This is a genomic window from Shewanella sp. SR1, from assembly GCF_020447145.1.
GTDB lineage: Bacteria > Pseudomonadota > Gammaproteobacteria > Enterobacterales > Shewanellaceae > Shewanella > Shewanella baltica.
Genome location: NZ_JAJAEF010000001.1, coordinates 83,747 through 107,040 on the forward strand (window position 1 = coordinate 83,747; position 23,294 = coordinate 107,040).

Genomic DNA, 23,294 nt, shown 5'->3' on the forward strand with positions numbered 1-23,294 from the left:
CTAAAACATGGATGTTTTAGTAGAGCCTACATGGACGTATCCACGGCGTGTCACTGGTGTAACAGTGCGAAAGCCTGCGGCAGGCAATTAGGAAATACCGTTGCCAGAAGCCACGATAAAGCCCATTCGCAGCATACCATTCGACAGAAACAATTCTTCTGAAACCCATTTAGGTAAACACAACTAAGCCCCAAATTGCAGGCAACAAAAAAGCGAACCGCTAAGGGTTCGCTTTTCATCACACGTTAGAACTGAATAACGTACTATTCAGTACCTTACATAATCGCGTCGCAGCCGAAGCTAACTCCCAATAAGGGCTTGCAGTCGCAAGCCCAATGATCAACTGAATTCTAGTTGGAAACTCACTAGATCAGCAGTGTTACTGCCCATTTAATGAGCCAACTCATTGTTAGACGAAGTAACAAGATGAGTAAAAGGCTAGGCATGGGAACCATGGCTAGCCCTAGATAACAGACTCAGTCTTCCTTAGGTTATAGCTTGCGTTCTAGTTTATCCGCGAGATAGTCAGCTAATTCAGCAAGAGGGATGTAAGTAATGACGCCGTCTTTACGGCACTTAACTGAAACCCTATTTTCAGCCTCCTCCTTATCCCCAACAGTTAAGATGTAAGGCACTTTTTGCTTGTGAAAGCGTTTCATTTTGCGGGCAACTGAGTTTTGACTGATATCAACCAACACTCGCATGTCTCGTGCTAAACATAATGCGGCTAACTGGCGGACAAATTGGCTGTTTGACTCATTCACAGAGGCGATAGCAACAGGTACAGGATGTAACCAATCCGGCAGGTTACCCTGTGAGACTTCCAAGAGAATCCCCAGCCAACGCTCGATAGAGCCATACATAGCTTGATGCATAATCACTGGCCGTTCGAATTCACCTTGCTCATTTGTGTACTGAACATCGAACCTTTCAGGCAAATTAAAATCAAACTGGATAGTAAATAAATGGCCATCCATAATAAATCAACAACATAACCTACTTGTGGCTTGCCTACGTCGGCAATGGCTAAAATTGCTTAAACGAGAGCCATCAAACGTGGCAAGGAGTGCATCTGAGATAATAAATTGAGCTAATTCGTTCAAAAATGGCGTATTTCGGACGAGACAAGCCATCCCGTAGTGCTTGAAAGGTGTTCGGAGATGATGGTTTTAGAAGTGATATTAAGTCGCTATCAGTTGCAGTGAAAATGCTGACAGCTTGCCGCAAAGTGCCGTCGTCGTTTTTCTAAATGTTCACAGTAATCGGTCAGTTCTTGCAGCGTTCCCACTGGGCCATGAAATAACTTGCCAAACTCGGTAGTGAGCTTAAGCCAATTGTCTTTGTGGATATTTAATCTTGTCAGTAACTTAGCGCTATTTTCACTGATGCTTCCACGCTTATCACTGCGAATGATTCGACCTGTATCATCAACCAATTGAAGGTAATCAATTAAGGAAAACGCAATGCCATTGGGCTGGTTCTCACGCTCATTACCGATAAAAGGTATTAGATTTTTAGGTTGTTCACCTTTTAATGCGGCCCGAATGCGCAGCTGAATACTGGTATGGTCGGATTGTTCTGGCGTATCCGCTATTTGGGCTCTAATCGGATTCAAATCAACATAGGCCATACAGGTTAACACAGCGGCTTCATCGAGTAAGGCTTGGGATTTAAAGCGTCCTTCCCAAAAACGACCAGTACAGTTATCCTCTTGATTTGCTTGTCTTGCTATCGGTTCATTAAGGCAGCGCATAAACCATGAAATATCGCATAATCGGCTGCGGTAAATTGCGATTGAATGCATTAATCTGTTGACCTCGTGAGCTTCAACTAACTCACCTTTAGCGAATTTTTGTGTTAAGCCATCACCTTTAAACAGCTTATGCCATTGCTCAAGCACTTCACGGTCAGTCCAACGATTAGCACTGTCGATATCCACCCGCAGCACCACATGCAGATGATTGGACATCACAGCAAAGGCCGCCACATCAATGGCAAAAACGGCTTCAAGTTCAAACAGTAGTGACTCAACCCAACTACGGCGATGGTCATAGTTTTTCCCTAAATAGGCATCATCTCCACATAAAAATGCACGCCGAACAACACGGCTACAGCAATGGTAATAGGGAGTATCTTCAACACTAATCTGAGTTCTTCTAGGGCGCGGCATCACATGCTCTCCACATAAACACTTTATTGAGTCTAGTCGAGGCCCATAAAACTCGCGATTTCAGATGGGTGGCACGATTTACTGAATGAAGCCGCAGGGATGATAAGGACAGTAGAAGCAAATATCCATCAGGGCCAGAGGAATCCCTCAATAACAGGCCGAATATATGGGTGCAATGAACTCTTCTCAAAATTGATATCGAATGTCTTGCAAACCGGATGGGTCCATATATGTTTTAGTAGAGCCTACAAGGACGTATCTACGGCGAGTCACTGGTGTAACAGTGCGAAAGCCTGCGACAGGCAATTGGGAAATGCCTTTGCCAAAAGCCATGATAAAGCTATTTCGCAGCACTAAACTCAGCAGAAATAAAATTCAAATCATTAAAGGTGGACGGCACAATTTAGCCCTTCTAAAGTAGAATGTTATGATTGAGGTGATAAATACTGAGTCATGCTCTTTCTATTCTAAGAGGTAAAAGATTGTGAAAATGAGATATCAAGAAGGTGATATTTTTATTATTCCTACAGAGGGTAAATTTGCCATCTGTATCTTAGCGATCATGGAAGCCTATTACGACTTCCTCAAAGAAGCCAAGCTGTATGAAAACCATCAAAATAAGTCGGAACGGCAGAAAAAATAGCCAAAAAAAGCCCTCCAGGATTATATAGTGAGGGCGTTAAGTCGCTTTCATAGTTAGGCCTTAGATATTTTCAATATCTATATTTACCAACATGTGGTTTGTGCCACCATATTTTCATCCGAGCCAGTATAAGTTGTTCTGCATGTCATACCACCGAAAATTATACCCACACTTTTAGTATAATCATTATAGCTACCAGGGGATAAACTCCCACTAAATGAAACTGATCCGTCTGACGATCTGGTCGCCTTGGTAAAATCAACAACCAGGACGTATTTACCAGCATCAATACGAACCAATGCATGGGGCTTTCCTTCCGCGTTTTCAATCAGGATCATACTACTATCGTCTTTTGAACTATCATAATTTGAAAACAGACTATCAAACGCTGCAGAAAAATCTTTAAGACCACTACCAAAGTTTTTAAAGTCTTCACTAAAGCTACTGCCATTATTTTTACTTGTTACATCTGGTGTTTTTTTATTATTCCGCTTTGTTCTTTGCGTATTAAAAGCACTGTTAATACTCGCCAATTCAAAGCTACTTTTAAATTTAACTAATACAGCCTGGTTATCTATCGAATCTGATAAACAACTATGACATAAAATAGTAAAACCTGAATTTGACTGTACAAGCACTTTAGCCCCAGATAAAACCACCTGGGTTTTAAAGCTAATAACATCGCCTTCATCAGTTAACAAAGATGTTTCCAGTGTCTCATAGTTAAAGCCATAGCTATTACAAAACGACATTGAATTAGGTTCAACATCATCAATACAAACTCTAACCAGTTCTTCGAAACTTAAATTGTCGCCACCAAAAGCTGCCGCACTCTTGGGTATAAATATAGAAAAAACACTGAGAAAGCATAAAAACTTTAACATAACAAATTCCATTTGTTTAAAATGACAAAGCGATAAAATAGCACCCAAATGCAACCAAATGCAACCAAACGCAACCAAACGCAACCAAACGCAACCAAACGCAACCAAACGCAACCAAACGCAACCAAATGCAACCAAACGCAACCAAAGAAAAACAAATTTACTACATTTGATTGTAATTGCAATTAAGACCCGAGGTTACCTGTATATTCTTGATCCGGCACATGCCACCGTCACCATTGGCATACACATCAACTCGCTTTCCCGCTAAAGACATAGCAAGCGCTGTCGCATATATTCGGTTACGCTCTTCCGCTGTGCCTTCAAAATGAAACAATCCATAGGTACCACCCCTACAATTATCGGGAGAGACATTCCCTGTAAGACGAATCGCAGGATCTGTACCGCTGTCCAATAAGGAGGTGATTAAGCCTCCCTGCCACGTTGGCCCAGAATGGCTAACGTTACTAAACAGCACACATAAAAAAGACCAACAAACTCGAATTTCATGATTCAATCCTTGATTAATTGTTCAGGCGATCTGAATACTAACCAAAAAAAACGGGCCAGCCATTATAATAGAATAAATAGCCATCCATAATAAATCAACAACATAACCTACTTGTGGCTTGCCTACGTCGGCAATGGCTAAAATTGCTTAAACGAGAGCCATCAAACGTGGCAAGGAGTGCATCTGAGATAATAAATTGAGCTAATTCGTTCAAAAATGGCGTATTTCGGACGAGACAAGCCATCCCGTAGTGCTTGAAAGGTGTTCGGAGATGATGGTTTTAGAAGTGATATTAAGTCGCTATCAGTTGCAGTGAAAATGCTGACAGCTTGCCGCAAAGTGCCGTCGTCGTTTTTCTAAATGTTCACAGTAATCGGTCAGTTCTTGCAGCGTTCCCACTGGGCCATGAAATAACTTGCCAAACTCGGTAGTGAGCTTAAGCCAATTGTCTTTGTGGATATTTAATCTTGTCAGTAACTTAGCGCTATTTTCACTGATGCTTCCACGCTTATCACTGCGAATGATTCGACCTGTATCATCAACCAATTGAAGGTAATCAATTAAGGAAAACGCAATGCCATTGGGCTGGTTCTCACGCTCATTACCGATAAAAGGTATTAGATTTTTAGGTTGTTCACCTTTTAATGCGGCCCGAATGCGCAGCTGAATACTGGTATGGTCGGATTGTTCTGGCGTATCCGCTATTTGGGCTCTAATCGGATTCAAATCAACATAGGCCATACAGGTTAACACAGCGGCTTCATCGAGTAAGGCTTGGGATTTAAAGCGTCCTTCCCAAAAACGACCAGTACAGTTATCCTCTTGATTTGCTTGTCTTGCTATCGGTTCATTAAGGCAGCGCATAAACCATGAAATATCGCATAATCGGCTGCGGTAAATTGCGATTGAATGCATTAATCTGTTGACCTCGTGAGCTTCAACTAACTCACCTTTAGCGAATTTTTGTGTTAAGCCATCACCTTTAAACAGCTTATGCCATTGCTCAAGCACTTCACGGTCAGTCCAACGATTAGCACTGTCGATATCCACCCGCAGCACCACATGCAGATGATTGGACATCACAGCAAAGGCCGCCACATCAATGGCAAAAACGGCTTCAAGTTCAAACAGTAGTGACTCAACCCAACTACGGCGATGGTCATAGTTTTTCCCTAAATAGGCATCATCTCCACATAAAAATGCACGCCGAACAACACGGCTACAGCAATGGTAATAGGGAGTATCTTCAACACTAATCTGAGTTCTTCTAGGGCGCGGCATCACATGCTCTCCACATAAACACTTTATTGAGTCTAGTCGAGGCCCATAAAACTCGCGATTTCAGATGGGTGGCACGATTTACTCCTGAGGCGATAGCAACAGGTACAGGATGCAACCAATCCGGCAGGTTACCCTGTGATACTTCCAAGAGAATCCCCAACCAACGCTCGATAGAGCCATACATAGCTTGGTGCATAATCACTGGCCGTTCGAATTCACCTTGCTCATTTGCGTACTGAACATCGAATCTTTCAGGCAAATTGAAATCAAACTGAATTGTTCCACACTGCCAGCGCCTTCCCATAGAATCTGTCAGTGACACTTCAATTTTGGGACCATAGAAAGCCCCTTCGCCAGCTTGATACTCGGCATTAAAGCCCTCAATCTGGCAGGCTGAATCCAATAGCTTTTGTGCTCGGCACCATTGCTCATCGCTGCCTAATGCCTTCTCAGGTTTAGTCGATATTTTTACGTCTAAATTATGGTAGCCGTAATCACCATAAACCTGCTTTGCCCGTTGGAGAAAACCACATATCTCCGCTTCCGCCTGAGACCAACAGCAAAAAACATGGGCATCATCCTGAGTGAACTGGCGTGCGCGCAGGCAACCATTTAACGAACCGGAGGATTCATTACGGTGCACCAAGCCAAACTCAAATAGCCGCAGAGGCAAATCTCTATGGCTATGTACTCCGCGCTTAAACAGCAAAATATGGGCAGGACAAGACATGGGCTTTAAAACATATTCATCGATGTTTTCCTTTCCGCCACCGAAAAACATGTTCTCTGCAAACATGTCCATATGCCCAGACGTTTGCCATAACTCCTTCTTCATAAAAACAGGCGTGTTCACCTCCTCAAAACCATTGCGACGATATACGCGCCTCATGTGCTCTTGAATATCTCGGAATAATTCCCAGCCATTCGGGTGCCAAAAAATCATACCTGGCGCCTGTGGTTCAGAGTGAAACAGGTCAAGTTGTTCTGCAATTTCGCGATGTGTTTTCATCATTCTCTCCTGAGTAAAATCTGAGTTAAATCTGAGCGAAATACAAAACCAAGGTATAAAAAAACCCTCTGGCGATGTCGCTCAGAGGTTTTTTTTAAAGACGCAAAAAACTACCCCCCGAGAATTCTCGTGGTGGTAGTGGTGGTGTTAATTGCGCTTACGTATATTTTGTTCATGCGTCAGTAATAACAAATCATCCATATTGCGGCAAGCATTTTGTTTAGAAATTCCACAATATCGCGTTAGCTTCTAGTCACTTGCCTGTTGCCAATAAAACACAGGGCATCGCACATGAGTATTGACAAGTTGGTTCATGCATAAGAGTCAGAACAGGCATAACTCTTCACTCAATGGTTACACCAAAACAGGCATTGTTGCACTGAATGTCAGGACAGGCATTACTCTGTACTCAACCGTTACACCTAAACAGGCATTGTTGCACCAGTGGCTCTCTAAACAGAGAGCTATCTTGCCAAGCACCAACAGGCCAATTTTAGTGCTGATAGACTCAAGGGCGAGCTAAATTAAGCACTTGCATGTAAGTGACCGTTGGCGGCATGGCCGCTCATTCACATCCATATGATCGCGGCATTCGAATATCCATATGCAGCAGATGCCGCCGTCGAGCCCTCAGGGATGCTTCTTGTGAAATAAAGGGGGTGGCGTGTCACAGGAATGCCAGTCTTTAATCATTGGGACTAGGTCATAGAACTTTTAAAACATAAAAAAAGCGACCTTTCGGTCGCTTTTTAATGCTTCAAATTCACTGAAGCCAACTACACCATAATTGCGTTGCTGGCGAAGCTAAGGCAAGGAAGCCGATGCTTTTCGCCACGGAGTTGACTGGTGTCAATGAGTAGCGAAAAGTGTTGGCTGACGCCGAATTATCTAGGCCAAGTAGCCATTATTAATTATTCGTAGTCTGATAATGGTGCACAACTACACATTAGGTTACGGTCGCCGTACACATCATCGATACGATTCACGGTTGGCCAGAACTTGTTAGTGCGTACTGCTGCACTTGGGAACACGGCCACTTCGCGGCTGTATGGACGCGTATCAAACTCTGGGTCCATGATATCGGCCATAGTGTGCGGTGCGTTGTGCAGCGGGTTGTTGTCCACTGGCCATTCGCCCGATTCCACTTTGGCGATTTCAGCGCGGATTGACACCATAGCGTCGATGAAACGATCAAGTTCCACCTTAGACTCAGATTCCGTCGGCTCAATCATCAGAGTTCCCGCAACAGGGAAGCTCATGGTTGGCGCGTGGAAACCATAGTCATTCAAACGCTTAGCGATATCCATTTCGGTCACGCCTGAGGCTTCTTTCAGTGGGCGTAGGTCGATAATACATTCATGCGCGACGCGATCGTTACGGCCACGGAACAATACTGGGTAATGTTCAGACAGCTTCTTCATCACGTAGTTAGCGTTTAACAGCGCAGTTTGGGTCGACTTTTTCAGGCCTTGTGAACCTAACAGCTTAATGTACATCCAGCTGATAGGCAGAATGCCAGCGCTACCGTAAGGTGCAGCAGATACAGCACCATTGTGGTCACTTTCACGACCCGGTTTAACCACAACGTGGCCCGCAACGAATGGGGCTAAGTGCGATTTCACGCCGATTGGGCCCATACCTGGACCACCGCCGCCGTGTGGAATAGCGAAGGTTTTGTGTAGGTTAAGGTGTGATACGTCGGCACCGATAAAGCCAGGAGACGTTAAGCCAACCTGCGCGTTCATGTTGGCGCCGTCTAAGTACACTTGACCGCCGTGCTGATGCACTATGTCGCAGATTTCGCGGATAGATTCTTCATACACACCGTGGGTCGATGGGTAAGTGATCATGATGCAAGACAGGTTTTCAGCCACTTCGGCGGCTTTGGTCTTTAGATCTTCTAAATCGACGTTACCTTGCTTGTCACACGCCGTCACCACCACTTGCATACCGGCTAATTGCGCCGACGCAGGGTTAGTACCGTGGGCAGATTGCGGGATCAAACAGATGTTTCTGTGCGCATCGCCACGTGACTCATGGTATTTCTTGATGGCTAACAAGCCTGCGTATTCACCTTGAGCGCCTGAGTTAGGTTGGATACACACAGCGTCGTAGCCTGTGATGTTCACTAACCAAGTCGACAACTCTTCAATCAACTGGGTGTAGCCTTTAGCTTGGTCCAGTGGGCTGAATGGGTGCATGTTGGCAAATGCTGGCCAGCTCACAGGGAGCATTTCAACCGCTGCGTTTAACTTCATGGTGCATGAGCCCAGTGAAATCATCGAGTAGTTAAGTGCTAAGTCTTTGCTTTCGAGACGTTTGATATAACGCATCATCTCGGTTTCGCTTTGATAGCGATTGAACGTCGGGTGGCTTAAAATCGCATCTTGGCGCACGAGTGCAGCAGGAATCGATTGGCTACCTTGGCTCACGATTTGCGCGTCTAACGCGGCAACATCTAAACCATGGCCAGCACCTAAGATCACATCAAACAAGGCGTCGATATCTGTGCGCAATGTGGTTTCATCTAAACTCACGCCCACAGTGCCGTCGGCATCGAAACGTAGGTTCATTTCAGCGGCCAGTGCGCGTGCATTAACAGCTGCGACATCTAAGCCTTTGATGCTGATGGTATCAAACCAAGTACTGTTGACTAAGCTCACGCCCTTCGCTTGTAAACCAGCCGCTAAAATATCGGCGAAACGGTTAATGCGTGACGCGATAGTTTTCAGGCCATCTGGGCCGTGGAATACGGCGTAGAAAGACGCCATGTTCGCTAACAGAATTTGTGCAGTACAAATGTTTGAGTTGGCTTTTTCGCGGCGGATATGTTGTTCGCGAGTTTGCATCGCCATACGCAGTGCGCGGTTACCACGGGCGTCTTTTGACACACCAATGATACGGCCAGGCATAGAACGTTTGTGCTCGTCACGGGCAACGAAGAAAGCCGCGTGTGGACCACCAAAGCCCATTGGCACGCCAAAACGCTGTGCACTACCAAATACCACATCGGCGCCCATAGAGCCCGGTGACTTCAGTAATACCAAGGACATAATGTCGGCGGCCACAGTCACAATCACATTCTTCGCACGCAGGGTTGCGAATAATTCGGTGAAGTCAGTGATTTGACCGAAACGGTTAGTATATTGGAACAAAGCACCAAACAGCTCGTAGTTAACGGCTTCGCTTGCAGGGCCAACTACTACTTCAAAACCAAAACACTCAGCGCGGGTTTTCACTACGTCTAAGGTTTGCGGGAACACATCATCGGCAACGAAGAAGATATTGGCTTTTTTCGCTTTAGAAACACGCTTTGCCAGCGCCATCGCTTCGGCAGCAGCGGTTGCTTCATCTAGTAAAGAAGCAGAAGCCAAATCTAAACCCGTTAAGTCCATCGACACTTGTTGGAAGTTTAGAATGGCTTCTAAACGGCCTTGGGCGATTTCTGGCTGATATGGCGTGTAAGCCGTGTACCAACCTGGGTTTTCAAATACGTTACGCAGGATCACGTTTGGCACTTGAGTGCCGTAGTAACCCATACCTATGTAGCTCTTAAATACTTGGTTTTGGTCCGCTAAACCACGAATGTAGGCAATGCCTTCGGCTTCGCCGCAGGAATCACCAATGCTCAGGTCTTGGCTTAAACGGATCGACTCAGGCACGATTTGCGCGGTCAGATCTTCCAGTGACTCAGCACCAACAAAATTCAGCATCGCTTGCTGTTGGTTGCTATCTGGGCCGATATGACGACGTAAGAATAAATCGTGCTGTTCTAACTGAGTGAGGGTTTGCTTGGTCATGATAAACCTTGTTCCAGATTTGCCGAAATTCAGAACTGTAGGGTACTGATTAACGGACTGTTGTTATGTCAATCTTGCGCTAAAACAAACGAAGCCCCTCAGGGCTTCGTTAGCGTCGACGATTAATCTTCGTCGATTACAGCTTGGTAGCCTTCGGCATCCAGCAGGGCGTCGACTTCTGATTCGTCAGAAGGCATTACGCGGAAGAACCAGCCTTCGCCGTAAGCGCTGCTGTTAACGAGTTCTGGAGAATCTTCCAGCGCTTCGTTCACGGCAATCACTTCGCCAGAAATTGGGGCATAAATGTCAGACGCCGCTTTTACTGATTCAGCTACAGCACAGTCTTCACCCGCAGTTACAGTGTCGCCAACTTCTGGGAGTTCAACGAAAACCATGTCACCTAACAGCTCTTGGGCGTGTTCAGTGATACCTACTGTGTAGCTGCCGTCTTCTTCCTTGCGGATCCATTCGTGTGAAGAGGCGTATTTCAGTTCTGTCGGAATATTGCTCATTGTTCTTGTTCCTTGTTCCGTTTTTTTAAAATGCTTGTTTACCGTTGCGCACAAAGTTTGGCGCTACTACTCTAACAGCCACACGTTTTTTACGCATTTCGACTTCCGCCGTATCCCCAATCGAGTTAGGAACACGCGCCATCGCAATAGAATAGCCCAATGTTGGCGAGAAAGTACCGCTGGTAATCACGCCTTGGTGCTCAACACCGGCTGAGTCGGTGAAAAATACCGGCATATCATGGCGTAACACGCCCTTTTCTTCCATCACTAGACCAACAAGTTTGTCGGTTCCGGCATCGCGAAGTGTTTCGAGGGCTTTACGGCCGATAAAGTCACGGTCGCTCGGTTCCCATGCGATGGTCCAGCCCATGTTGGCGGCCAATGGGTTGATGGTTTCGTCCATATCTAAGCCGTAGAGATTCATACCGGCTTCGAGGCGCAGAGTGTCACGGGCACCGAGACCACAAGGTTTAACACCTTGATCTAACAATGCTTGCCACATAGCTTGGGCTTCATCTTCTGGGACGATAATTTCGTAGCCTGCTTCGCCTGTGTAACCCGTAGTCGCAATAAACAGAGAACCGGCTTGCTTACCGAAAAAAGGTTTCATGCCTTCGATGGCGGCGTTTTGCTCGGCACTGAACACGGCAGCGGCTTTCGCTTTAGCGTTTGGACCTTGAACGGCGATCATCGCCAGCTCAGGACGCTCAGTCACAGTGACATCAAAACCTTGGGATTGCTTGGCGATCCAAGCGAGATCTTTTTCGCGGGTCGCTGAGTTCACTACCACGCGGTAGTTAGTGTCAGTGAGGTAGTAAGTGATGAGGTCGTCGATGACGCCAGCATTTTCGTCTAACATGCCGCCGTATAAGGCTTTACCTGGAACTTTAAGCTTAGCCACATCGTTTGCCAGCAACTTACGCAGAAATGCACAAGCGTCGTTACCAATCACATCAACCACAGTCATGTGGGAAACGTCGAACATACCCGCGTCTTGACGCACGGCATTGTGTTCTTCGATTTGTGAACCATAGTTGAGAGGCATGTCCCAACCGTGGAAGTCGACCATCTTAGCGTTTGATTCTAAGTGCTTGTTAAACAGAATAGTTTTGTTAGCCATTGTTATCCCTTTTTTGCGGCCTTTTTCAGGTCTCTGCCTAGTGTAGGGTAATATCAATCCGGTTAAATATCTGGCTATTGCAGCGATTTGCCAATGTTTACCATTGGCCGCCCTTCGGGAGCAACTCACACATTCCACTTCTGCGTTGCATTGGCTTGAAAGGAATTGACCCTTTCTGCATCAATGCGTCTTGAATTGAAACGCCTGATTGGCTCTGAACTAATCAGATATTTATCGTGATTGTTATAAATACTAGGGTCTAAAATGCGGCGAAATTATACCTTGCGTCACAAATTTGTATACAGGAGATTTTTCTAATCCGAAGTCAGTGCCATTAGATTTTCTCATCTTTAACATGTAATTTTTTTACATGCGAAGACCAGATTTGCGCAGCTTGCAGTCAATATGCTGATATTAGCGGCAATTCTGATCACATTAGCGCAACCGAGGCTAACGACATAACTTAGGCAGCGCCGACTTATTGCCCATGGCCTGTTGTATGAACACTGTTTTCAGCCCAGCGACATTATCAACCAGATTTAAGCCCAGATCGCGGATCGCTTTTTTAAGCGGATTCGTCCCTTCGAATAAGCGTTTAAAGCCTTCCATCGCCGCGATCATCTCCATCGCATCGGCTTTACGCCAACGTTCCAGTGCGCGCAGCTGGGCATAATCGCCGATATCTTTACCCGCTTGCTGTAATTCGCTGATGACTTCGATAATGCTGGCCGCATCTAAAAAGCCAAGGTTCACCCCTTGGCCCGCCAGCGGATGGATAGTGTGGGCGGCGTCGCCTGCCAACACTAAACGGTGGCGGGCAAAATGGCGGGCGTAGCGCATCCGTAATGGAAAGGCTTGGCGCTCGCTTTCCAACTGGCAAATCCCCAAACGACCGTCAAAAGCCGAGGTTAAGTTGCGCTCGAATTGCACTTTGTCCATCGCTAATAATTCATTGGCACGCTCGGGCGGCACCGACCAGACGATGGAGCAGAGATTGTCTTCATACAAAGGTAAAAATGCTAACGGGCCGTCCTTTAAAAACACTTGGCGGGCGGTGGCAAGGTGCGGCATTTCGGTGCGGATCGTTGCGACAATTGCGTGGTGGCCGTAATCCCAAAATGTCAGCGGGATCTTGCATTGCTCGCGCACCCAAGAGTTGGCGCCATCGGCGGCGATCACCAAGGCAGCACTGACGTTGTCGCCATTGGCGAGGGTCAGCCAAGCTTCGCGCTCACCAAAGGCAATGCGTTCTAAGCGTTGGTTTTCGATATGGGTAATATTGTCAAACTCACCGACGCGTTTCGCCAGCGCAAAGCTAATAGCATCGTTTTCGATAATCGCGCCGAGACTGGTTTCGCTGATGCTGTTGGCGTCAAAGGCAATTTTGCCAAAACCGTCTTTATCCCACACCGCCATTTTTTGATAAGGCGTGGCGCGGGAAGTGTCTAAATAAGTCCATGCACCTAAGTTTTCTAACAAGCGCTGACTCGCCTTATTGATGGCGCTCACCCGTAAACGCGGCTCGCCGACAACGGCATCCGTGTGACCCGCATCGATAACGACAACATTAAGATTGGCCTGCGCCAATCCAATCGCGGTGGCGAGTCCCACCATGCCGCCACCCACAATGGCGATGTCATAGGCTTGTGAACTTAACATGGGTACATCCTTTTCGCGTTGCGATACCAGTAATGAAAAGCGGGTTATTTCCAGCCCATCGCCTTTTGAGCAACGGGAGTTTTAAGTGGCGGAAACCAAGATAATAAGCGCAAGCCTAAGTTACGACCCAGCGCCATCGGCCAGTATTGGTTTGAAAAGCCACGGACTAAAAATTCGATATTGCGGATAGTGCTATTTCTGTCGTGCTCGCGGGCATTGAGATAAGCATGGGTCACGGCGGCGGAGCCGATATCATCACCCTGCGCTAGCGCCTTTTTGAGCACCTCAAGTAAGCTCACCACATCCCGCAGCCCTAGGTTAAATCCTTGCCCCGCAATTGGATGCAGCGTCTGCGCCGCATTGCCGATAAACACACATCTGTGATGGATTGGCCTTGGCATATACGACAAATTAAGCGGATACGCATGACGCGCGCTGACATCGATAAACGTGCCTGCTCGATAACCAAAGGCCTGCTGCAGCGCCGCTAAAAATTCCGCTTTAGGCGCGGTTTGCATCTGTTTAGCCCGTGCATCATCGAGCGCCCACACCAGTGATAAGCGAGGTTGACCTTGGCTATCAGCCATAGGCAACAACGCTAAGGGACCCGTTTGGGTAAAACGCTCATAGGCCAAATGTTGATGCGGCTTGTCGGTTTGAATATTGGCAATAATCGCGGTTTGCTCGAAGGCCACTTGGGTCACGGGCAAAGCAAAACTGCTACGCACTTTGGATTGCAGTCCATCGGCGGCGACCACGAGTTTTGCTTGAAGGCGCTCGCCCGTGTCGAGCACTAAGGTATGGCCTTCAACGGCGGGTTCCACTTGCGCGAGTTTGGCGGGGCAAAACAGTTTTACCTCGCTCTTATTCAACTCGTTAAACAACACTTGGCCGACACGCTCAAGCTCAACAACTTGGCCTAAGGCATCTAAATGAAACTGAGCGGCATTGAGCTCTGTCATGCCAAAGTGGCCGCGATCCGATACATGGATATTTTCAATCGCCGTGCCCAAATGGGCGAGCTTTGGCCATAGACCTAAACGGGACAATTCGAAAATAGAACCATGAGCGATAGCGATGGAGCGAGCATCGAATCCGGGGTGTTGTTTATCGGGAAGGTGCGCCTCGATTAAGGCGATGGAAAGCGGCCTAGCTGCAGATAAAGAAAGACGCGCGAGAGCCAACGCGAGAGTCGCCCCCGCCATCGCACCGCCTACAATCGCGATGTCGACGTGTTGAACTGAAGTATCCATGTGATTTGTGGCCGTCATGGGGATCTCATTCAAGCTTTGGCATGGCACTGAGGCATGTAAACATAAAAGATGTAAACATCAGTGCTATGCACTCAAAAACACCAGTGCTATGGATTCAAAGGCAGGTTTGCCCGCCTTTGATATCAAATGAAGCCACTACTGCGTTAATTTATTAAGCATTAAACCTAAGCACTAAACCTAAGCGCTAAACTTAAGCACTAAACAATCGCGGTAAATTAATGCACCACCGCTGTATCGTCGGTCTCGCCAAGCGGGATCTCAGGACCAAACTCCGAGTAACACATAATGGCGGCAATGCGCACAAACTCGAGTAGTTCAGTGTAAGCAGCTTCAGATTCTTCATCGTCGGCAACATCAAATTCCACTTGGGCAATTTCTGCCAAATCTTTGATCACTTCACGCACTTCTGCCGAGGCTTGATTCAGTTTCGGCTGAATAATTGCCATGCCAGTCAAAAAGCTTTGGGTCCAAAGGGACAAGGCTTCAACACGTTGGCTGAGCGGCTCTTCTTCTTCGGGCAACAGCGGCATGAAACCAAATTCAAAATCCACTAAACGCGCGACAGAATCATTAAACAAATCACACACTAATTGGTGCAACTGCGCTGGCAAAGGTTGACCATCGTTCATCAAGTCAAATAAAGGCTTGATCCAAGTGTCGCCAGTTTGCGCTACACCACCGCAAATTAAACCGACTAAAGCACCGTGAACTTCTACCGGATGTTGGCCGATTTCAGCTGCATCTAAGGCGAGTTTTAAGCTGTCGATACGTAACGAAGGAGGGGTTGCCATGTCAGATCCCAATAAGATTTTTCCAGCAGCAATGCTAGCAGAGATAAAGACTTGAACCAATACTGAATCCCAATAATGGCGAAATCGGCCACACCCTGATAAAAAATTATCCAACTGCTCACACAAACAGCAAACAAAACCGCCAAAGACCAATCCATTTGCGGCTTACCTTGCACTTTTAATATCAGCCCTATATAGTCCGCCCTAAGAGGCTAACGAAAGGATCACCCGCGACATGAGTAACAGTGCTGTTGAAATTACCCTACTTGGGCGCACCTACTCTATCGCTTGCCCGAAAGGTCAAGAGGATGCCTTACGTACGGTAGCATTGGGAGTTGAACAACAACTCACAGCGTTAAAAACCCGAACCAATAGTCTAAGCCGCGAAGAAATTGCCATTATGGCGGCGCTGAATATTGGACACGAGTTGTTCCAAGAAAAGCAAAAAAATAAGCATTATATGCAACAGATGGACGACAGGATCAGCTTGCTGCAGTCGACCCTCGAAAATGCCTTAGTTGAGCGTTCAACTAAATAGATTTAAACTGTGCGCCTTGGTGATTTAACACCATTTGAGTTAAACCGACTGACGCACAGTGAATGGCTAAACTGGCTTATCTAAATAAACCAATGTTTTAGCGATTCAATACCGTTTTGCTCCCTGAGATGCATGCCAACTGGTAATGTCCCTGTGCCGATAATTTTTATCTCAGGGTGAATGCTTTACTGACATTGTGCATGCTCGGCTTGTACCGAGAAGCCTTAGGAGGTAATCATTTACCCGCCTTGAACCTACGGTTCAAGGGCTACACCGGTAGCGGCATTCTGGGGAGCATCTTAATTTATGTCTACATCCTCCAAACTTTCTCATTTCACCCCCCAAAGCGACACGTCGCACCTTGCCGTAGATGCTGCTGTTGGTGAAATGACTGATGTCGCCAGCCATGCGGCAAGTATCGCCATTCATACGCAAGAAAACCGCAATCAGTTACGCAAAAGCATTCGTACCGCACGCAAATCCCTTTCAGAAACCGAGCAAACCCAAGCAAGCTTAAGCGCCAGCCAACGCATGCTGGATAAACTGCAAGCCAACAAAGCGCAACATGTGGCGCTTTATCTCACCCACGATGGCGAACTCGCCACGCCGCCGCTGATCGCTGCGCTGTGGCAATTGGGTATTCACACCTATCTGCCAAGGTTGCATCCCTTCAATGCTGGGCAACTGTTATTCCTGCATTACAGTGCTGATACCCCGATGCAGGCGAATCAATTCGGCATCTTAGAACCTAAGTTAGATGTGCGCGCCATTATCCCAGTAACAGAGCTAGATGTGGTTATCACGCCCTTGGTGGCGTTTGATTTAATGGGGAATCGCATGGGCATGGGCCGCGGTTATTACGATAGGACGCTGGCAAACTGGCAGCTTAAAGGTAAACCTTTGCCTATGGGTTACGCCCACGACTGCCAGCAAGTGGTGAGTTTACCCTGCGAGCATTGGGATGTGCCTTTGCCATTCATCATCACCCCAAGTCGCGTACTGACGTTTTAAGCCATTAGCTGTTGCTCGAAAAATCAAATGACTATTTTAACTGGCGGCCGCCATCGACATTATGGCAACGACCCGTAACGTAGCGGCTATTAAGCAGGTAGTCCACGAGTTCGATAATCTCCGCATTCCCCGCCTCTTTCGGCAACAGCGCTTTGGCTAAGGTTTTTTGCTGATAGGCGGCGTCATCACCCGTATTAAATAGGATCATCGCCGGCGCAATCGAATTCACTTTCACCTCGGGCGCAAATTTGGCGGCAAAGGATAGCGTCATATTGTGCAGCGCGGCTTTACTGGCGGCATAGGCTATGTGCTTCTGACTGCCCTTCTCTGCCACGTAATCGGTAATATGAATCACATCACTGCCGCCGATTTCATCGCAAGCAGCGGCACGTAGCTGCGCCTCTAAGGCCAAGTTCAACTGATAGGGCACGCTCACATGCACTTGCATCATCCGCTGCAGCACTTGGCTCGGCGTAAAAGTGGTACTCTTTAAAGGCTCATTCTTTGTAAGAATAGTATCCGGCAGCCAGTCCGATGCATTGTGAATAATGGCACGAATTTGAGGCAGTTGAGTTAACTCATCGATTAAGGATTGCACTTGGGCATCGTCATAAAAATCGCAGGGATACAGAGTCGCGCCTAAAGCGTTCAGCTCATCAATGCTATCGTAATGGCGGCGATAAGTACCAATCACCTGCTGACCTTGGGCGATAAAGTGTTTGGCTAAGGCGTAACCTATGCGTTTACCCACGCCTGTGATTATGATGGGAGATGTCATACCTATCCTTTTGATTCGTCATTGCTCAGGTTTTACCTTGCTTACTTAAAAATCAGCAATCAAGTTAACCTGATGAATAACCAAGATGTTACTGTACTCGTTTGAATTTAACCTAACAAAAAGCCAAATGAGACACACATTAGATTTAAAATCAGCTGCGATCTAAAACCCTTTATTCTGCGTATAGGCTATAAGAAACCAAGCTTAAGTGCACAAGCCAAGAGCTTAGACCAAGTATTGTGATCAAGTCATCAGAGGTGGACCCGATGGAACTGCGGATTTTTTATGATGGTAACTGCCCATTATGTAGCGCCGAAATGCGTCAACTGAAAGCGCGCGATCCCAACAACTTGATTGCGCTTGAGGATTTAAATGCATCCGACTTTAGTGAACGTTTCAGCCATATCGATAGAGACTACGCCAATACTATTCTTCACGGTGAAACCGCAACGGGCGAAGTGTTACTCGGGTTAGATGTCACCTGTAAAGCGTGGGCACTGACAGGAACACGTGCTTGGATCCAACTGTTACGCCTGCCCGTGATTAAAACTGTCGCCGATTGGACTCACCTGCGCTTTGCAAAACACAGATACCGTATCTCCTATTTACTGACGGGCAAAGCCCGCTGCGACGATAACTGCCAAATTCCCACCAAGCGCCGCTGAATGAGCTTTAGAAAGTATAAAACCTAGACATAAAAAAACGGAGCTCAATGGCTCCGTTTTTTAATTCGTCATAATCTAAAAAGATTATCCGAAAGATTATTTAACGAAATCAACGCCTAGTTTGATATCGCCTTTCAGCGTATCTAACATAGAATCACGAGCGTTAGCTTCGAATGCACTCACTTCACCGTAAGGCAGTACTTTTTCAATACCGTTTTTGCCTAACAGCACAGGTTGTGCGAAGAACTCTGCGTGCTCGCTGCCGCCGTCAACATAGGCGCATTCAACGATGTTAGCTTCGCCTTGCAGACCACGAACCAAAGACAGACCGAAACGGCAAGCCGCTTGACCCATAGACAGAGTCGCGCTACCGCCACCGGCTTTAGCTTCAACCACTTCTGTACCCGCGTTTTGGATGCGAGTAGTCAGACTTGCCACTTCTTCGTCAGTGAAAGTCACGCCTTCAACTTGAGACAGTAATGGCAGAATGGTCACGCCGCTGTGGCCGCCGATCACATTGACTTTAACGTCAGCAACGTTCAGGCCTTTTAATTCAGCGATGAAGGTTTCAGAACGGATCACGTCTAATGTCGTGATACCGAACAGACGGTTCTTATCGTAAACACCCGCTTTCTTCATCACTTCTGCAGCGATAGCGACAGTAGTGTTGACTGGGTTAGTGATAATGCCAACCAAAGCCGTAGGGCAAGTTGCCGCTACTTTTTCGATCAGGTTGCGAACGATACCGGCATTGATATTGAACAGATCTGAACGATCCATACCAGGCTTACGCGCAACACCAGCAGAAATTAGAACAACGTCAGCACCCACTAGGGCAGGCGTTGGATCTTCACCAGCAAAACCTTTGATTTCAACAGCAGTAGGGATGTGGCTCAAGTCAACCGCAACACCCGGAGTAACCGGTGCGATATCATATAGAGACAAATGTGAACCCGCAGGCAGTTGAGTTTTTAACAGTAGGGCAAGAGCCTGGCCGATACCACCAGCAGCACCAAGTACAGCAACTTTCATAGTTATCTCCGTTATTTCTCGGATATGTGTGACATGGATCTAATTTACGTTGGCGTCACATTACTGGAATGTCACAACAATTTCAATTATCCCTTAGTCGTGGGACAAAAGAATTCCGGAATAACTTAGAAGCAATGTAGAACAATTACTCAAATTGGTATTTTTAAGCCCCCAGCAAACGCTTAACCACAGGGAGTTAGTGAATTTTTATTCAACCAATCTGGTTATTTGTTGACAATTTTTCTAAAAATATTCAAAATGGGCCTGTTTTTTTGAATAACGAATAATAATATTATGCAAACGACCAAGAATCAGGATGACCTTGTTAGAATTTTTAAGTCGATTTTAAAAGAAGAGCGCTTTGGCTCTCAAAGTGAAATCGTCACCGCCTTGCAAGCTGAAGGCTTTGGTAATATTAACCAATCAAAAGTATCACGCATGCTCAGCAAGTTCGGCGCAGTGCGGACTCGCAACGCTAAGCAAGAGATGGTGTATTGCTTACCGGCCGAATTAGGCGTACCCACCGCGGGGAGCCCGTTGAAGAATTTGGTACTCGATGTCGATCATAACCAAGCGATGATCGTCGTGCGAACTAGCCCAGGTGCCGCGCAGCTGATTGCCCGTTTATTGGATTCTATCGGTAAACCAGAAGGCATTTTGGGCACGATTGCCGGTGATGACACTATCTTTATTTGTCCATCGAGCATCCAAGATATCGCCGATACCTTAGAAACCATCAAATCTTTATTCAATTACGCAGAATAAAAAAACAGGTCAGCTTGCTGACCTGTTCTATTTCATCTGTACGCATTTCTGTCCAATCTTGCGCTGATTATTTGGCCATTGTCCCGATTACGTTACACATTTAAGCCAATCTCGCGCGCACCGATGTTTATACGCTAAGGTCAGTAAGCCACACTGATGCGCTGATTTGCGTGAGTGCCCTGTTCGGCTTCGTCTAACATGGCTTTAGCGTAATCCGCAACAGAAATGCGGCTGCGACCATTAGCATCGGTAAAGAAGCTGTCGCCACCAAGGCGATATGGGCCTTCACTCTCGCCAGGATAAATCTCAGCGGCTGGGCTCACAAAGGTCCAATTAATTGCAGTTTGCGCCGCACGGAATACCTGCAAAGCTTCACCCTGAGCTAACGCCTCATCTTTATATGCTGCGGGGAAATCTGGGCTAGAAACCAGAGTCACACCCGGTGCCACTTCTAAGCTCCCTGCGCCACCAACCCACAATAAACGTGGCACCTTAGCGTTAGGCAGCACATCCAGTAAATGCTGAACCGTACTCGCCACTAGGCCATGATTTTGTTGTGCGCGGCCACCAACAGAGGCAATAACAACATCTACGCCAGCAAAGGTTTGCGCAACTAATGGCTGCTCTAAATCCACAGCATGCACAGCCACGTCAGTAGCAGATAACTTGCTCGGATCACGCACTAGCGCTGTTACTTGGTGCCCACGGCTCAATGCTTCTTTTAAAATTGCACCACCAATCCAACCTGTTGCACCTAAAATTGCGATTTTCATTTCGTTAACTCTCTCTGATGATTTACATTGAAGCCAGTTTACTTGCAGTGTTTCCCGTGATAAACATCAATAAATGAGCATGATTGTTTCAGTTTGAGGTACTAATATGGATAAAATTGCCGCAATACGCAGTTTCGTCGAAGTGGCAAACTGCGGCAGCTTTACCAAAGCTGCCGAGCATTTAGACCTCAGCCGCCTGCAGGTGTCCCGCCATATTCAAGAAGTAGAGCAGTGGTTGAGTTTACGCTTACTACACCGTACCACCCGCAGCGTCAGCCTGACTTTGCAAGGCGAAGAAGCGCTGCAATTTTGCCAGCGGATCTTAAGTGAAGTCGCCGCCATGGAAAGCCGCGCCCACAGCCATAACAGTGAACTGGTGGGCAGTATTCGCATCGCCACACCGATTGGCCTTGGACAGCACAGCCTGTTTGATGTCGTCGACCGCTTTATTAAAATTCACCCTAAGGTCAGCATTCAGCTGGTGATGTCAGACAGTTTTGCCCAATTGGTGGATGAGCGAGTCGATGTGGCACTGCGCTATACCGAGCAGCCCGATGATAATTTGATTGCCCGCCGTTTAATGACCATAGATGCCGTGATCTGTGCTGCGCCGAGCTACCTTGATAGCAACACACCACTTGTCGAGCCCATCGATCTACTGGCTCACAACTGCCTGATACACTCGGCGCAACAAAATTGGCCTTTCCTGAAAGAGCTGCAAGCCGAGCATGTAAAAGTCACAGGTAATCTTAAAGCTAACGACATGGGCGTATTGGTGAGTGCGGCGCTGCGGGGACATGGCATAGTGCGTTTGCCCTGCGACTTAGCCAATCAATACCTTGCCAGCGGCCAGCTCAAAGAAGTGTTACCCGACTTTACGACGCCAGGCCAAACCTTATGGGCTGTGTACTTGTCCCGCAGTTATCAGCAAAATCTGGTGCGCGCCTTTATCGATTTCACTGCCCAGCAATGGCAACTCGATATCAAAAAATGGCTCCCAGCGCATTAGCATAAAAAACGCACTTAGGCGTTAGCGTAAGTGCGTTTAATTGATGCTGAATCTGCGCAGATCTCGAAAGCTTATTCGTCGAATTGCAGCATAAAATCCAATGCGGGGGCAAAGAAGGATGAGCCTGTCATCGCCTTAGTAAAATGCATCAAGTGATCATGGTTACCTTCGCCATCACCAAACATCATGCTATGCAGCATCTTTTCAAAATGCTCCGGCGTACGGCAGTTAGAGATAAACATCAATCCCTGCTCCTTCAGCGAACCATAGGGCATACTCTGGCGCAGGATTTCCATCGACTGACCGTTCGCATCTTTAAGATTCACCCGCTTGATATGGCTGGTCAGTGGCTTATCCTCTGACTCATACTCGATATTATCTTGCTTAGTACGGCCGATAATATCTTCTTGTTTTTTAACCGGTAATCTATGCCACTTACTCAAGTTATGGGCATACTTTTGCACGTGAATATAGCTGCCGCCTCTAAACTCAGGATCTTCATCACCAACGAGAGCGACTTCCTGACGGTGCCGCCCCTTAGGGTTTTCAGTGCCATCGACAAAGCCGGTTAAATCGCGGCTATCCATAAATCTAAAGCCACGTTCTTCATCGACTAGTTCCACTAAGTCTTCAAACATTTGGCTGATTTCATTAGCGACTAAATGCAGAATATCGTAACGGTCGCAGCGGATATGCACGAACAAATCATATTCAATTGCCGGCGCTTCGCGGCTGCCGACTTGCATAGCAGGAAAAGGCTTGAGCATTTCAGGGCGAGCATTGGGGTAGAGGCTATCCCAATAATTGGCGCCAATCCCCACAAAACCATTGAATGCACTGTCAGAGTATTGATCTGTCAGCTCATAAATATACTGCGCAACGTTGGCAAGACAGGGACGTAATTGCGACTCGACATTGTCATTGGCATTAAACATCAAATAGACACTGTGTAAGTTCCCCTCTGCACACACACCCAACTGTTCACGCGGCATATTTTGTATATCCATTTGGTTATCACCCTTTTTCTAAATTCATTTTCGGCAATATTATCCGCAACTTTACCTGAAAA

Annotated in this window: 22 protein-coding genes and 1 other RNA gene; 7 read left to right on the forward strand and 16 right to left on the reverse strand. The window is 46.8% G+C overall.

What is annotated here, in order from left to right:
- Window positions 1-491: 491 nt before the first annotated feature.
- Together KV201_RS00385 and KV201_RS00390 are read right to left on the reverse strand one after the other, a co-directional pair.
- Window positions 492-977: a His/Gly/Thr/Pro-type tRNA ligase C-terminal domain-containing protein gene (locus KV201_RS00385; protein WP_226058203.1), complete on the reverse strand. Its 486-nt coding sequence runs from the start codon at window positions 975-977 to the stop codon at window positions 492-494.
- Window positions 978-1,192: 215 nt separating this feature from the next.
- On the reverse strand, window positions 1,193-2,170 hold the full coding sequence (locus tag KV201_RS00390; protein ID WP_226058204.1) for a transposase: 978 nt from the start codon (window positions 2,168-2,170) through the stop codon (window positions 1,193-1,195).
- A 490-nt stretch (window positions 2,171-2,660) separates the two neighbouring features.
- On the opposite strand from KV201_RS00390, the gene KV201_RS00395 reads away from it, so the two are divergent.
- Window positions 2,661-2,813 (forward strand): hypothetical protein, encoded by a 153-nt coding sequence (locus KV201_RS00395; protein ID WP_226058205.1) that lies wholly within the window; start codon window positions 2,661-2,663, stop codon window positions 2,811-2,813.
- Window positions 2,814-2,896: 83 nt separating this feature from the next.
- Here KV201_RS00395 and KV201_RS00400 read toward each other — a convergent pair whose 3' ends face one another.
- From KV201_RS00400 to KV201_RS00445, 10 genes are all read right to left on the reverse strand, one after another.
- Entirely contained in the window at window positions 2,897-3,697 is an 801-nt protein-coding gene (locus KV201_RS00400) for a hypothetical protein (protein ID WP_226058206.1), read from the reverse strand.
- A gap of 163 nt (window positions 3,698-3,860) precedes the next feature.
- Window positions 3,861-4,175, reverse strand: a complete 315-nt coding sequence (locus KV201_RS00405; protein WP_226058207.1) for a hypothetical protein — start codon at window positions 4,173-4,175, stop codon at window positions 3,861-3,863.
- Between the two features lie 336 nt (window positions 4,176-4,511).
- Window positions 4,512-5,489, reverse strand: a complete 978-nt coding sequence (locus tag KV201_RS00410) for a transposase (RefSeq protein ID WP_226058204.1) — start codon at window positions 5,487-5,489, stop codon at window positions 4,512-4,514.
- The gene (locus KV201_RS00415) at window positions 5,476-6,498 is read right to left on the reverse strand and encodes an aminoacyl--tRNA ligase-related protein (RefSeq protein WP_226058208.1); all 1,023 of its coding nucleotides are present in this window, start codon (window positions 6,496-6,498) and stop codon (window positions 5,476-5,478) included. The genes KV201_RS00410 and KV201_RS00415 overlap by 14 nt, the downstream gene beginning before the upstream one ends.
- A 911-nt stretch (window positions 6,499-7,409) precedes the next feature.
- Window positions 7,410-10,298, reverse strand: coding sequence for an aminomethyl-transferring glycine dehydrogenase (gene gcvP, locus KV201_RS00420; RefSeq protein WP_226058209.1), 2,889 nt, complete (start codon window positions 10,296-10,298; stop codon window positions 7,410-7,412).
- 122 nt (window positions 10,299-10,420) lie between these two features.
- On the reverse strand, window positions 10,421-10,810 hold the full coding sequence (gcvH, locus tag KV201_RS00425) for a glycine cleavage system protein GcvH (protein ID WP_006080188.1): 390 nt from the start codon (window positions 10,808-10,810) through the stop codon (window positions 10,421-10,423).
- Window positions 10,811-10,835: 25 nt separating this feature from the next.
- Window positions 10,836-11,930 (reverse strand): glycine cleavage system aminomethyltransferase GcvT, encoded by a 1,095-nt coding sequence (gene gcvT, locus KV201_RS00430; RefSeq protein ID WP_226058210.1) that lies wholly within the window; start codon window positions 11,928-11,930, stop codon window positions 10,836-10,838.
- A gap of 450 nt (window positions 11,931-12,380) precedes the next feature.
- A complete protein-coding gene (locus KV201_RS00435) occupies window positions 12,381-13,589 on the reverse strand; it encodes an FAD-dependent monooxygenase (RefSeq protein ID WP_226058211.1) in 1,209 nt (402 codons plus the stop codon).
- Between the two features lie 44 nt (window positions 13,590-13,633).
- On the reverse strand, window positions 13,634-14,860 hold the full coding sequence (ubiH, locus tag KV201_RS00440) for a 2-octaprenyl-6-methoxyphenyl hydroxylase (RefSeq protein ID WP_226058212.1): 1,227 nt from the start codon (window positions 14,858-14,860) through the stop codon (window positions 13,634-13,636).
- A 218-nt stretch (window positions 14,861-15,078) separates the two neighbouring features.
- The gene (locus tag KV201_RS00445; RefSeq protein WP_006080183.1) at window positions 15,079-15,654 is read right to left on the reverse strand and encodes a UPF0149 family protein; all 576 of its coding nucleotides are present in this window, start codon (window positions 15,652-15,654) and stop codon (window positions 15,079-15,081) included.
- A gap of 235 nt (window positions 15,655-15,889) precedes the next feature.
- Between KV201_RS00445 and KV201_RS00450 the strand changes: the two genes are divergently transcribed.
- From KV201_RS00450 to KV201_RS00460, 3 genes are all read left to right on the forward strand, one after another.
- Entirely contained in the window at window positions 15,890-16,192 is a 303-nt protein-coding gene (locus tag KV201_RS00450; RefSeq protein WP_006080182.1) for a cell division protein ZapA, read from the forward strand.
- A 117-nt stretch (window positions 16,193-16,309) separates the two neighbouring features.
- A non-coding RNA gene (gene ssrS / locus KV201_RS00455) (6S RNA) lies at window positions 16,310-16,490 on the forward strand.
- An 8-nt stretch (window positions 16,491-16,498) separates the two neighbouring features.
- On the forward strand, window positions 16,499-17,203 hold the full coding sequence (locus tag KV201_RS00460; RefSeq protein WP_226058213.1) for a 5-formyltetrahydrofolate cyclo-ligase: 705 nt from the start codon (window positions 16,499-16,501) through the stop codon (window positions 17,201-17,203).
- Window positions 17,204-17,234: 31 nt separating this feature from the next.
- Here KV201_RS00460 and folM read toward each other — a convergent pair whose 3' ends face one another.
- Window positions 17,235-17,981 carry a dihydromonapterin reductase gene (gene folM, locus KV201_RS00465; RefSeq protein WP_226058214.1) on the reverse strand — a complete coding sequence of 249 codons (747 nt, stop codon included), beginning with the start codon at window positions 17,979-17,981 and terminating at the stop codon, window positions 17,235-17,237.
- 266 nt (window positions 17,982-18,247) lie between these two features.
- On the opposite strand from folM, the gene KV201_RS00470 reads away from it, so the two are divergent.
- On the forward strand, window positions 18,248-18,646 hold the full coding sequence (locus tag KV201_RS00470) for a thiol-disulfide oxidoreductase DCC family protein (protein ID WP_226058215.1): 399 nt from the start codon (window positions 18,248-18,250) through the stop codon (window positions 18,644-18,646).
- A 96-nt stretch (window positions 18,647-18,742) separates the two neighbouring features.
- Here the strand turns inward: KV201_RS00470 and mdh are convergent, their stop codons facing one another.
- The gene (gene mdh / locus KV201_RS00475; protein ID WP_011845758.1) at window positions 18,743-19,678 is read right to left on the reverse strand and encodes a malate dehydrogenase; all 936 of its coding nucleotides are present in this window, start codon (window positions 19,676-19,678) and stop codon (window positions 18,743-18,745) included.
- Between the two features lie 294 nt (window positions 19,679-19,972).
- Between mdh and argR the strand changes: the two genes are divergently transcribed.
- Window positions 19,973-20,443 (forward strand): transcriptional regulator ArgR, encoded by a 471-nt coding sequence (gene argR, locus KV201_RS00480; protein ID WP_006080175.1) that lies wholly within the window; start codon window positions 19,973-19,975, stop codon window positions 20,441-20,443.
- A gap of 140 nt (window positions 20,444-20,583) precedes the next feature.
- Here argR and KV201_RS00485 read toward each other — a convergent pair whose 3' ends face one another.
- Window positions 20,584-21,216, reverse strand: a complete 633-nt coding sequence (locus KV201_RS00485) for an NAD(P)-dependent oxidoreductase (RefSeq protein WP_226058216.1) — start codon at window positions 21,214-21,216, stop codon at window positions 20,584-20,586.
- A 106-nt stretch (window positions 21,217-21,322) separates the two neighbouring features.
- On the opposite strand from KV201_RS00485, the gene KV201_RS00490 reads away from it, so the two are divergent.
- The gene (locus KV201_RS00490) at window positions 21,323-22,225 is read left to right on the forward strand and encodes a LysR family transcriptional regulator (RefSeq protein WP_012588568.1); all 903 of its coding nucleotides are present in this window, start codon (window positions 21,323-21,325) and stop codon (window positions 22,223-22,225) included.
- A 71-nt stretch (window positions 22,226-22,296) separates the two neighbouring features.
- Here the strand turns inward: KV201_RS00490 and KV201_RS00495 are convergent, their stop codons facing one another.
- The gene (locus KV201_RS00495; protein ID WP_011845757.1) at window positions 22,297-23,232 is read right to left on the reverse strand and encodes a Dyp-type peroxidase; all 936 of its coding nucleotides are present in this window, start codon (window positions 23,230-23,232) and stop codon (window positions 22,297-22,299) included.
- Window positions 23,233-23,294: the final 62 nt, after the last annotated feature.